This window comes from Bradyrhizobium sp. LA6.1, from assembly GCF_040547805.1.
In the GTDB taxonomy this organism is placed as follows: domain Bacteria; phylum Pseudomonadota; class Alphaproteobacteria; order Rhizobiales; family Xanthobacteraceae; genus Bradyrhizobium; species Bradyrhizobium barranii.
Map to the genome: position 1 here is coordinate 84,377 of NZ_JBEPQK010000015.1, position 10,429 is coordinate 94,805.

Consider the following 10,429-nt stretch of genomic DNA (forward strand, 5'->3'; position numbering starts at 1 on the left):
GGGATGGATGTCTATTGAGCGACCGTCCCCTGCAATTTGCCGAGCGCGTTCTCGACGACTTCCAGCGTGTAGGGCTTCTGGACCACCGGCGCGGACGCCAGCTCTTCCGGGATCGGCGCGCGCTCGCCATAGCCGGTCGCGAACATGAAGGGCACGCCGATCTCCTTCAGCTTCTCGGCCACCTTGATGCTGCTCTCGTTGCCGAGGTTGAGATCGAGCAGCGCAAAACCCGGACGCGTGCGCTCGATCGCGCGCAACGCCTGGTCGACGCTCGCCGCAGTATCGACATGGCGGGCACCGAGATCGAGCAGGATGACTTCCGCCGCCATGGCGATGATCAGATTGTCCTCGACGATCAGTGCTGTCTCGGAAATTCGTGGACGGGCGGGTTGCTGCTCCTCGACGCGCATGGCGGCTCCTGCGATTGATGGGACCAGTTCGACGAAATTGGGCGGGATGACGAATTTGGCCTGGACGCCCAGCAGGTCGAAGCGGATTTCGGCTTCGCCCTTGAGGTCGAACGGCACCGAGCGCTCGATGATGGTGGTGCCGAAGCCGCGGCGCGACGGCGGCTGCACCGGCGGCCCGCCGCTCTCCTTCCACTCGATCTCGAGGCTCGAATTCGGATCGAGCCGCCAGACCACCTCGACCTGGCCGGTGGAATCCGCGAGCGCGCCGTATTTGGCGGAATTGGTCATCATCTCGTGCACGACCAGCGCCAGCGTCGCGAACGCCTTGGGATCGAGCGCGACGTCGGGCCCGCCCATCTTCACGCGGCCGGCGCGCGCGCCGAGATAGGCGCCAGCCTCGGACTCGACCAGCGAGCGCAGCGCGACCGGCGCCCAGTTCAAATTGGTGATCTGGTCGTGGGCGCGGGCCAAGGCCTGGATGCGGCCACCGAGCACGCCGGCGAACTCCTCGACCGAAGTGGCGGTGTCCTTGCTCTGCGCCACCAGCGCGCGGACGAGGCTCAAAATGTTGCGGACGCGGTGATTGAGCTCGGCGATCATCAGCTCCTGCCGCTCCTGCGCGCCGCGACGCTCGCGGGCCGCAAGGTCGGACAGTTGCAGGATCACTTCGAGCAGCGTGACGCGCAGGCTCTCGGCGATGCGGATGTCGGCCGTGGACCACGGTTTCGACTGGCCCGCCACCGTTTCCTGCCAGAGCTCAAAGCTCTTGCGCGGCGTCAGCCGCGGTCCGTTCGGTCCCTCGTCATAGACCTTGTCGGGCGCGCCGGCCCAGTTCACCGAGCGCACGACCTCGCGCCGGAAGAAGATCAGGCAATCGCGCGGAGTCCGCGAGATCGGAATGGCGAGAAATCCCGCCGCGCGGTCGCGAAAGGACTGGCCGGCAGCATAGACCTTGGCAATCTCGGCACTCGCGAAAATCCGTCCCGGCGAGGTCCGGTTGATGAAGGCGACCAGCTCCTTCACCTCGTCCTCGGTCGGCGTCTGGCCCTGAAGCGTGATCTTGTTGTCGGACCACACCGCCACGCCGTCGCAATCGATCATCCCGCGATAGTCGCCGAGAAAGTCAACAATCGCGCGCCGGCTGTGCTCGTGCGAGGCCGCGGTCTCAATCAACCGCTCCTGCACCTGGTGAGCGCGCATCTCATAGGCGACGTTGCCCTCACGCTCGCGCCCCTCCACGATCCAGGAGAACATCTGCCCGAACAGCTCGGACGCGGTGCGCTTCTCGAACGAGATGTAGCGCGGCGAATAATGATGGCAGGCGAACAGGCCCCACAGCTTGCCGTCACGCAGGATCGACACCGACATCGAGGCCCCGACGCCCATGTTGCGCAGATATTCGATGTGGATCGGCGAGACCGAGCGCAGCACGCTCATGGAGAGATCGAGCAGCCCCGCATTGTGCGTGGCCGTCGAAAACAACGCGGCTGGTTTCGAATTGATATCGGCGATGATGCGCAGCCAGTTGCGCTGATAAAGGATGCGGGCCTGCTTGGGGATGTCGGAGGCCGGATAGTGCAGGCCGAGGAACCGTTCGAGGCCGGCCTCCGCAGCTTCAGCGATCACCTCCCCCGATCCGTCCGGATGAAACTGATAGACCATGACGCGGTCGAATCCGGTCAGGACCTTGAGCTGCCGCGCCGCCTCGCGGGCGAGCTCGGTCATGCCGCGGGTCTTGCGGATCCGCTCCAGCATCAGGCGGACGAGCTCGCCGGAATTGACGCCGGGCTCGTTGACGCTGGGCTCCGCCTCGATGACCAGATAGGCGCCGGAGAAGTGGATGGAGAGATCGCAAGGCGGTTTGCCGGGCTGGAGCTCGACACCGAACATGCGCTCGGTCGTATCGGGGCCGCTGAGATGATCGACGCGGCTGCGAATGGTCTCGACGGCGGCTTCCGAGATGACGCGCGACAACGGCTGCTGGAGCAGGTCGGCGACGTCAGTCCCGAGAAAGCTGTCGACATTGTCGGAGGCCATGCAGATCGTGAAATCCGACAGCACCGTGAGCAGGAAGCCGAACGGCTGGACGCTGCCGGGGATGTGGATCGGCTCGCGATCGCAATTGGTGAGATTGACCGCCTCGTTCATGCGCGGTCCGCCGCCTGCTCGAAGGCCGCGAAAGCGACACGTGCCGACTCGATCACCTCGTCCTCGTCGCAAGCCTCTTCGTTTTGAAGCTTCGCCAGAAAGCTCTGCCAGAGCCGTTTGCCCGCGCCGTGGCTGAGATAGGCGGTGGCCTCGCCGATGCGCGGATCGCCCGCATCGGCGACCGCCTTCAGCAGAAACTTTGCGCCGAGCCGGGAGCCCTCCAGAACGTACAACGTGCCGAGCATGCCACTGCGCGTCAGCGGCGGCACGGACACGGTGGATTGTGCGGCGCTGCCGAGCTGCGCGAGATCGGCCGCGATCGCGGCGCTACGCGCCCGCTCCCGCCAATCCGGAAACATCTTGGCGACGCCGGCCTGCACAAGCGCAGCTTCGAGCGGAAGAAGTGCGCCGGCGCTGGCTTGCAGGAAGCGGCGGTAACCGGACAGGACTGTGAGGTCGAACGACGAAAGCTGCGCATCGAGCTCCCGGTGCGCATTCGCAGTCGCATCTCTCAATCGTTCGCGGAGTCCGGAAAAGCTGCGGCCCACCTGTGTTGAAACGTCCGAAACCCCAGCCAGCATGAAATGTCCCAAACGCGTGCGATGCCGGGGGCGCGATTGCCTCCGAACCGAGCAAACGTCCGGCGGAACCCGAAGGTTCCGCCGGCTACGATAAAATGGGAGGCAGGCGGCACCTGGATCTCGTCCGTTTGTCTAACTCCGTCGCACCGGTCTCCTCAGTTCGTACGCGATCTCCGCCCGGGTCATGCCGCAATCCTGAAGCTCCCGGTCGCTCATGGCGGCGAGCTGGTACCGGGCCCGGGACCGTTTGCGCCTGACACGGACAATCGCTGCCAGCCTGCGCCAGATCGACACGACCATCGCCGAACGGGGCCGACGGCACCGGTCGGCGGACGAGATGGTCCTCGATCCGGTCAGCTCGCGGCCCTCACGGGCGTCTGCGGAAACGGACCAAGCGCCCTCTCGGTCAGGGTCGAGTCGCAATACTCCCGGATCTCCTTGATCTTCCCGTCCTCGAGGCGAAACACCAGGCAGTAGTCGTTGTCATAACGAACGCCCTCGGGCGTGACGTTGTCGCCCTTGGCTTCCACCACGACGACGTCGCCGTCGGCGATGAAACGGTGAGCTACGGTGCGGGTCCGATCGCGCAAGCGGGTGCGCACATAACCGTGCAGATCGTTGAGGATCGCCTCCTTGCCGGTGAAGGTGCGCGACCAGGAATACTGGCCGGTCACGACCCATCTGGCATCGTCGGCGAGGCTTGCGGTGAACAGGGCCCGGTCGCGCGCGGCCGGATCGGGGCTGGCGGCGGCGGCAAAGATATCCTGCATCAGTTTCTTGTTGGCGCTCGCGCTCATGGCGGCATCTCCGTTTGGTGGCAACACGGAGATCATCCCTGCCGGATAAGAATTCCTCAAATCGATAGTGGATATGATATCTATTCGCCTCATGAATTTGAATTCGCTTGACCTCAATCTCCTGACCGCGCTCGACGCGCTGCTGCGCGAGGCCAATGTCAGCCGGGCCGCGCTTCGGATCGGGCTGTCGCAGCCGGCCGCGAGCCATGCGTTGCAACGCCTGCGCGACATCTTCGGCGATCCGCTGCTGGTGCGCACCGGCGCGCGCATGGAGCTGACGCCGCGGGCGCAAGCGCTCCGCGCACCGCTGGCCCAGGCGCTCGACCAGGTGCGCGGGCTGTTCATACCCGACGACTTCGATGCCGCGCGCAGCGAGCGACAATTCCGCCTGATGATGCCGGATCTCGCGGTCGAGCTGCTGATGCCGCCCTTGATGGAGAAGGTGACGCGGGCCGCGCCCAACGTCCGCATCGACGTCGTACCGTGGCGGGGCCCTGCGATCTTTCACGCCGAGTTCGCCCGCACCATCGACCTCGTGATCTCGATCGGCAACGCCTTCAAGGGCTTTCACCGCCAGTTGCTCTACACCGACAGCGACGCGCTGGCGGTGCGGCGCGGCCATCCCATGGCTGCGAAGCTGAAGCGGCGCGAGACGTTCCTGGCGGCACGCCATGTCGGCGTGATCATCCGCGGCCAACCGGAGGATCTCATCGACACCTGGCTGCGGACCAAGGGCATCGAGCGGCACATTTCGCTGGTGGTATCAGGCTATCTCGAAGCGCTGCACGTCGCCGCCCGCACCGACCTCGTCGCCTTCGTGCCGCGCCGGCTGATCGCGGCGCTGTCGAAGCAGTTCGGCCTCGTCACGGTGACGCCGCCGCTCGATCCCGGGATCGACGAGCAGTTCATGTTCCATCCGACCCGCGCGCAGATGGATCCGGGCTCGATCTGGCTCAGGCGGCTGATGCTGGCGACGGGACGGGAATTGGAGAAGAAGGAACGGCGTGCTGGGTAGGACGCAGCTTCAAAACAAATGGTGTCGTCCCGGACAAGCGCAGCGAAGCGGAGCGCCGATCCGGGATCCATAACCACAGGGCGCGGTTTGGCGAAGACTCGTGGTTGTCAGTTCGTGTCACAACTTCTCCCTGTGGTTATGGGTCCCGGGTCTGCGCTGACGCTTGCCCGGGACGACAGGGGAATATGTAGCCGCCGTTCCTTACGCCTTCTGCGCGTCCATCACCTTGCGCACGGTGGCGCGGTCTGACATGCGCTTGAAGTGGTCGGCGATCTTCGGCGTCGCGTTGATGTCAACGCTGTCGCCTTCGAGCCAGTGCGAGAGCGTGTGGAGGTAGGGATCGCAGATCGTGAACTGGTCGCCCATCACCCAGGGACCTTTGAACATCTTCTGCTCGATCAAGGAGAAGCAGGCGCCCATGCTCTTCGGCACCATCGCCTTCATGTCGGCGAACGAGCTCTCCTGCGTCGCCCAGCGCGCGCCGCGCATCTTGTGGGCATGGTTGATGTGCGCGGTCGAGCAGAGGTAGGAATTGAACGACTGCACCTGGGCGAAGTCGAAGGGATCGTCGAGCGGGGCGAGCTTCGCCTTGGGGAAGGTCTGCGCGATGTAGGCCAGCATCGCAGGCGTCTCGGTCAGCACGCCGCGATCGGTCACCAGCGCCGGCACGCGGCCCTTCGGATTGATCGCGAGATAGTCCGGGCTGTTCTGCTGGTTATCCTTGAAGCTCAGCCGTTCAGCCGTGTAGTCGGCGCCGGCCTCCTCCAGGGTCATGTAGGTGGCGAGCGCGCAGGTGCCGGTGGCGTAGTAGAGCTTGAGCATGTCGGACCTCATGGGAAAATTGGAAACTAACGGCTGCGGGCCGCCAGGTCCATAGCACGCTGTTCTCCGTGCTTTGCTCTTCGCAGTTGCCCACCGCCGCCCGCCTGTGCCAAGACCCCCACAATCGGAGGGGTTTTGTCATGACCGTACTCATCGCCGGTGGCGGCATCGGCGGGCTGACGCTTGCGCTCAGCCTGCACGGAATCGGCGTTCCCGTAAAAGTGTTCGAGAGCGTCGCGGAACTGAAGCCGCTCGGCGTCGGCATCAACGTGCTGCCGCATGCGGTGCGCGAGCTGATCGAGCTCGGGCTGATGGACCGGCTGGACGAAAGCGGCGTGCGGACCCGCGAGCTCGCCTATTTCTCCAAGCACGGCAAGCCGATCTGGAGCGAGCCGCGCGGGCTGGAAGCCGGCTACAAATGGCCGCAGTTCTCGATCCATCGCGGCACCCTCCAGCAGCTCCTGCTCGACACCGCGATCGAGCGGCTCGGCCGCGAGAACATCCTGACCAGCCACCATCTGACCGGCTGGACCGAGACGGACAATGGCGTGCGCGCCGACTTCATCGACAGGGCGACCGGCAAGGCCGCCGGCAGCTACGACGGCGCGATCCTGATCGCCGCCGACGGCATCCATTCCGCCGTGCGAGAAAAGCTCTATCCGCAGGAGGGACCGCCGATCTGGAACGGCCGCATCCTCTGGCGCGGCGTCACGCCGTCAAAGGCCTTCCTCACCGGCCGCACCATGATCATGGCCGGGCACGAGATCCTGAAATTCGTCTGCTATCCGATTTCGAAGGCGCCGGACGCAGCGGGCAACCATCTGATCAACTGGGTTGCCGAGCGCCACATGCCGCCAACCTATCAGTGGCGGCGCGAGGATTATAACCGCACCGCGCGGCTGGAGGAGTTTCTGCCCTGGTTCGAGAGCTGGCAGTTCGACTGGCTGGACGTGCCCGGCCTGATCAAGAACTGCCCGCACGCCTACGAATACCCGCTGGTCGACCGCGATCCGGTGTCGCAATGGACCTTTGGCCGCGTCACGCTGATGGGCGACGCGGCGCATCCGATGTACCCGATCGGCTCGAACGGCGCCTCGCAGGCGATCCTCGATGCTCGCACCATCACGCGCGAGATCCTGGCGCATGGCCCGACGCAAGCCGCGCTGCTCGCCTATGAGGCCGAGCGCAGGCCCGCGACCACCGACCTCGTCCTGCTCAACCGCAAGAACGGCCCCGAGCAGGTGATGCAGCTCGTCGAGGAGCGCGCGCCGGATGGCTACGACGTCGTCACCGACGTGCTGTCGCAGCAGGAGCTGGAAGACATCGCCGCGAATTACAAGCGCGTCGCCGGCTTCCAGGTCGAGGCGCTGAATGCGAAGCCGCCGATCGTGAGTGCTGGTGCAAAGCGGATGGGAGCGTGAGCTCGCGCAAGAAGTGAGATGCGCGTTGATGCGCCCTCTCCCCTTGCGGGAGAGGGCAGCTCCGCTGGTAAACACACACTCGCTTGGGTGAGAGGTTTGTATCCGCGAGTCCAACTCGCATTTGAATTCACGAAGAGAAACCCCTCATCCGGCGCTTCGCGCCACCTTCTCCCGTAAGGGGAGAAGGAAGAAAGAGCTATTTCCCCACCACCCTCGCCGCCTCCAACAACCGTTCACTCGCCGTTGCCGTCGCCAGCACCGTGCCGTCTTCCGCCATCAGCTTCGCCTCGACGAACGCAATCGTCTTGCCGAGTTGCGTCACCTTGGCCTCACCGATGATCGGGCCGGGCCTTGCGGGGCTGAGGAAATTCACGGTCATGCTGATCGTGGTGGTGTAGAGCCGACCCTCGCTCATCACCAGCACGGCCGGCCCCATCGTGTCGTCGAGCATGGCAGAGAGCATGCCGCCCTGGATGAAGCCCGCCGGATTGCAGAACTCGGGCTTGCCTTCGAAGGCGAGCCTGATCCAGCCCTCCTCCGGACGGGCATCGAGCAGGCGCCATCCGAGCAGCTCGGCGCAGGGCGGCCTCTTGAAGTTGTCGAGTGCGGTCTTGACCATTGGCAGCCTCCGTATCGGGCGCTGATAGCGTAGCGCTGCTGCCAGCGTGCTGTCAGGAAGGTGCGGCCGTTGAAAGATCGAGCGCGTGCGCGATCACCTTGCGCATGACGTTGGGCAGCGCTTCACCGGCGAGGGTCGCGATCGGCACCCAGCGCATGCCCTCGGGCGCGGGCGTGCGCGCTTCGGCCTTCGCAGTATAGACCACCAGCTCCAGCGGAAAATGCGTGAAGACGTGGGTGACGACGCCCACCTTGCGCTGCCAGCGCGACAGCCCCTTCAGGTCCGGCGCCTGCTGCTTCGCCGTTGCGTCTTCCTGGCCGGCCAGCCAGTCCGAGCCCGGCACCTCGGTCATGCCACCAAGGAGGCCTTTCTCGGGCCTCGAGCGGACTAGCAGCTCGCCGCCGCGCGTCACGACGAAGGCAGCACCGCGCCGCAACGTTCCGCTCTTCTTCGGCGCCTTGCGCGGAAACGTTTCCTGCGTCGCCAGCGCACGCGCGATGCAATCCTCATTGAGCGGACAGAGCGAGCAGGCCGGCTTCTTCGGCGTGCAGATCGAGGCGCCCAGATCCATCAGCGCCTGCGCGCTGTCGCCGGCGCGAGACGTCTCGTCGCCGGCGCGAGCGTCCGCGAGCAGCGTCGCCGCCAGTTGCTGGATCAGCGGCTTGGCCTGCGGCAGCTCCTCCTCGACCGCGAACAGGCGCGACACCACGCGCTCGATGTTACCGTCGACCGGCATGGTGCGGCGGTCGAACGCGATCGCAGCGATCGCGGCTGCCGTATAGGGTCCGATGCCCGGCAGCGCGCGCAGCCCCTCTTCCGTGTCCGGAAACACACCGCCGTGCTCGCGCGTCACGGCCACCGCGCAGGCATGGAGATTGCGCGCGCGGGAGTAATAGCCGAGCCCGGCCCACATCCGCAGCACGTCATCCTGCGACGCCCGCCCCAGCGCCGTGACATCCGGCCAGCGCGCGACGAACTTTTCGAAATAGGGGCCAACGGCTTTCACGGTGGTCTGCTGGAGCATGATCTCGGACAGCCAGACGCGATAAGGGTCCGAGGTCTCGCCGGGCATCGCGCGCCATGGCAGACGGCGGCGATGGCGGTCGTACCAGGCGAGCAACAGCGTTGGGCGAGCCGATGCCTCCGACTGAATTGGTTCCGACTTGGCCATTAGTGCCGATTTGGGGCTCATGCTCTCACTGTAGCGGCAACGCGCCGGCCTCTCCACGTCATGCCCGCGCTCGTTGCGGGCATCCACGTCTTTCTTCGCGGAGCGCTCCCCAATGGTGAGGCCTGCGCTCCGAAGTGCTATAAGGGTCCATGTCCAAATTCCCTCCCAGACCCGGTCCCATCAGCGCCAAGCCGCTTTCGCTGCTGCTCAACGACGTCTTTGCCGAGGCCTATGCCAAGCAGGGATTTGCGGCGCGCGAGCTGGTGACCCGGTGGGCGCAGATTGCCGGGCCGGAGATTGCGGCCCATGCCGAGCCTTTGAAGATGCAATGGCCGCGGCCGGTCGAGGGCCAGCCGCAGGAGCCGGCGACCCTGGTGCTGCGGGTCGAGGGGCCGATGGCGCTGGAGATCCAGCACTCCGCCGACGTGATCCTGGAGCGGGTCAATCGCTTCTTCGGCTGGAGCGCGGTCGGCAAGCTCGCCTTCCGCCAGGCTCCCCTGTCGCGCGCCCGGCCGCCGGTCCGGCCCGGTCCGCCGGATCCCAAATCGGTGGCCAAGGAGGCGGAAAGCCTGGGGGACATCGAAGATGAAGAATTGAAGACAGCGCTGGCGCGGCTCGGGGCCGCCATCAAGCGAAATTGAGCCTCATTCCGCCGGTAATCTGGACCCCTCCCTGTCGCTCGCCATTGCCTCGAACTACGTTTCAAGCTAGCGACAGGCCGCCTGAACGGGAACTTTGATAAGAACCTTGGGGCGAGACCACACCAATCCGGGAGCCGACCTTGATCATCACCCGCCGCGCCTTCAACACGATGCTGTCGCTGACCGGTCTTGCCGCGCTCGCCGGGCTGTCGCCGCTGCGGTTCATCTCCGAGGCCATGGCGCAGTCGGCCGCCGATGTGGCCAAGCCCGTGTCGCTGCCCGACATGGCACTCGGCCCCAAGGACGCCCCCGTCACCATCACCGAATATGCCTCGATGACCTGCCCGCATTGTGCGGCGTTCAACGAGCAGGTGTTCCCCAAGATCAAGTCGGAATACATCGACACCGGCAAGGTGCGTTACATCTTCCGCGAGTTCCCGCTCGACATCAAAGCCGCCGCCGGCTCGATGCTGTCGCGCTGCATCGCCAAGGACGACGCGTCGAAATATTTCGCGGTCACCGACATGCTGTTCCGCCAGCAGAACGACTGGGTGCTGAAGAACACCACGGAGACGCTGACGCGGATCGGCAAGCAGGCCGGTCTCACCCAGCAGCAGGTCGAAGCCTGCCTGAAGGACCAGGCGCTGCTCGACAAGATCGCCGCCGACCAGAAATACGCCAGCGACGTTCTGAAGGTGGATTCGACGCCGACCTTCTTCATCAACGGCGAGAAGATCAAGGGCGAAGCCTCGTTCGATGAATTCGCCAAGAAGATCAATCCGCTGCTGAAGAGCTGATTTTTCC

Annotated in this window: 11 protein-coding genes; 4 read left to right on the forward strand and 7 right to left on the reverse strand. The window is 65.3% G+C overall.

Going from position 1 to position 10,429, the window contains the following annotated elements; translation table 11 throughout:
* Positions 1 to 11: 11 nt before the first annotated feature.
* From ABIB99_RS30600 to ABIB99_RS30615, 4 genes are all read right to left on the reverse strand, one after another.
* Positions 12 to 2,558: an HWE histidine kinase domain-containing protein gene (locus ABIB99_RS30600; protein WP_354179128.1), complete on the reverse strand. Its 2,547-nt coding sequence runs from the start codon at positions 2,556 to 2,558 to the stop codon at positions 12 to 14.
* Positions 2,555 to 3,139 (reverse strand): biliverdin-producing heme oxygenase, encoded by a 585-nt coding sequence (locus ABIB99_RS30605; protein WP_354179130.1) that lies wholly within the window; start codon positions 3,137 to 3,139, stop codon positions 2,555 to 2,557. Before ABIB99_RS30605 ends, ABIB99_RS30600 begins: the two co-directional genes overlap by 4 nt.
* A 132-nt stretch (positions 3,140 to 3,271) precedes the next feature.
* Positions 3,272 to 3,439: a YjiS-like domain-containing protein gene (locus tag ABIB99_RS30610; RefSeq protein WP_354179132.1), complete on the reverse strand. Its 168-nt coding sequence runs from the start codon at positions 3,437 to 3,439 to the stop codon at positions 3,272 to 3,274.
* 53 nt (positions 3,440 to 3,492) lie between these two features.
* Entirely contained in the window at positions 3,493 to 3,936 is a 444-nt protein-coding gene (locus ABIB99_RS30615; protein ID WP_354179134.1) for a nuclear transport factor 2 family protein, read from the reverse strand.
* Positions 3,937 to 4,027: 91 nt separating this feature from the next.
* On the opposite strand from ABIB99_RS30615, the gene ABIB99_RS30620 reads away from it, so the two are divergent.
* Positions 4,028 to 4,951 (forward strand): LysR family transcriptional regulator, encoded by a 924-nt coding sequence (locus ABIB99_RS30620; protein ID WP_063985134.1) that lies wholly within the window; start codon positions 4,028 to 4,030, stop codon positions 4,949 to 4,951.
* A 201-nt stretch (positions 4,952 to 5,152) separates the two neighbouring features.
* On the opposite strand, the gene ABIB99_RS30625 is transcribed toward ABIB99_RS30620, so the two are convergent.
* Positions 5,153 to 5,773, reverse strand: a complete 621-nt coding sequence (locus ABIB99_RS30625; RefSeq protein WP_354179136.1) for a glutathione S-transferase family protein — start codon at positions 5,771 to 5,773, stop codon at positions 5,153 to 5,155.
* A 140-nt stretch (positions 5,774 to 5,913) separates the two neighbouring features.
* Here ABIB99_RS30625 and ABIB99_RS30630 point away from each other — a divergent pair, with 140 nt between their 5' ends.
* Complete coding sequence (locus tag ABIB99_RS30630; RefSeq protein ID WP_354179138.1) at positions 5,914 to 7,194, forward strand: flavin-dependent oxidoreductase; 1,281 nt, start codon at positions 5,914 to 5,916, stop codon at positions 7,192 to 7,194.
* A gap of 196 nt (positions 7,195 to 7,390) precedes the next feature.
* Here the strand turns inward: ABIB99_RS30630 and ABIB99_RS30635 are convergent, their stop codons facing one another.
* Together ABIB99_RS30635 and mutY are read right to left on the reverse strand one after the other, a co-directional pair.
* The gene (locus tag ABIB99_RS30635) at positions 7,391 to 7,813 is read right to left on the reverse strand and encodes a PaaI family thioesterase (RefSeq protein ID WP_354179140.1); all 423 of its coding nucleotides are present in this window, start codon (positions 7,811 to 7,813) and stop codon (positions 7,391 to 7,393) included.
* A gap of 52 nt (positions 7,814 to 7,865) precedes the next feature.
* A complete protein-coding gene (gene mutY, locus ABIB99_RS30640; protein ID WP_354179142.1) occupies positions 7,866 to 9,005 on the reverse strand; it encodes an A/G-specific adenine glycosylase in 1,140 nt (379 codons plus the stop codon).
* Positions 9,006 to 9,133: 128 nt separating this feature from the next.
* Between mutY and ABIB99_RS30645 the strand changes: the two genes are divergently transcribed.
* Both ABIB99_RS30645 and ABIB99_RS30650 read left to right on the forward strand, forming a co-directional pair.
* The gene (locus tag ABIB99_RS30645) at positions 9,134 to 9,625 is read left to right on the forward strand and encodes a DUF721 domain-containing protein (protein ID WP_354121008.1); all 492 of its coding nucleotides are present in this window, start codon (positions 9,134 to 9,136) and stop codon (positions 9,623 to 9,625) included.
* 140 nt (positions 9,626 to 9,765) lie between these two features.
* Positions 9,766 to 10,422 carry a DsbA family protein gene (locus tag ABIB99_RS30650; protein WP_028150717.1) on the forward strand — a complete coding sequence of 219 codons (657 nt, stop codon included), beginning with the start codon at positions 9,766 to 9,768 and terminating at the stop codon, positions 10,420 to 10,422.
* Positions 10,423 to 10,429 lie beyond the last annotated feature (7 nt).

Bases quoted from the DNA above. Each gene is read 5' to 3' on its own strand.
- ABIB99_RS30600 (WP_354179128.1), bottom strand. From the start codon at position 2,558: ATGAACGAGGCGGTCAATCTCACCAATTGCGATCGCGAGCCGATCCAC.
- ABIB99_RS30610 (WP_354179132.1), bottom strand. From the start codon at position 3,439: ATGGTCGTGTCGATCTGGCGCAGGCTGGCAGCGATTGTCCGTGTCAGG.
- ABIB99_RS30620 (WP_063985134.1), top strand. From the start codon at position 4,028: ATGAATTTGAATTCGCTTGACCTCAATCTCCTGACCGCGCTCGACGCG.
- ABIB99_RS30605 (WP_354179130.1), bottom strand. From the start codon at position 3,139: ATGCTGGCTGGGGTTTCGGACGTTTCAACACAGGTGGGCCGCAGCTTT.
- ABIB99_RS30645 (WP_354121008.1), top strand. From the start codon at position 9,134: ATGTCCAAATTCCCTCCCAGACCCGGTCCCATCAGCGCCAAGCCGCTT.
- ABIB99_RS30625 (WP_354179136.1), bottom strand. From the start codon at position 5,773: ATGCTCAAGCTCTACTACGCCACCGGCACCTGCGCGCTCGCCACCTAC.
- ABIB99_RS30635 (WP_354179140.1), bottom strand. From the start codon at position 7,813: ATGGTCAAGACCGCACTCGACAACTTCAAGAGGCCGCCCTGCGCCGAG.
- mutY (WP_354179142.1), bottom strand. From the start codon at position 9,005: ATGAGCCCCAAATCGGCACTAATGGCCAAGTCGGAACCAATTCAGTCG.
- ABIB99_RS30630 (WP_354179138.1), top strand. From the start codon at position 5,914: ATGACCGTACTCATCGCCGGTGGCGGCATCGGCGGGCTGACGCTTGCG.
- ABIB99_RS30615 (WP_354179134.1), bottom strand. From the start codon at position 3,936: ATGAGCGCGAGCGCCAACAAGAAACTGATGCAGGATATCTTTGCCGCC.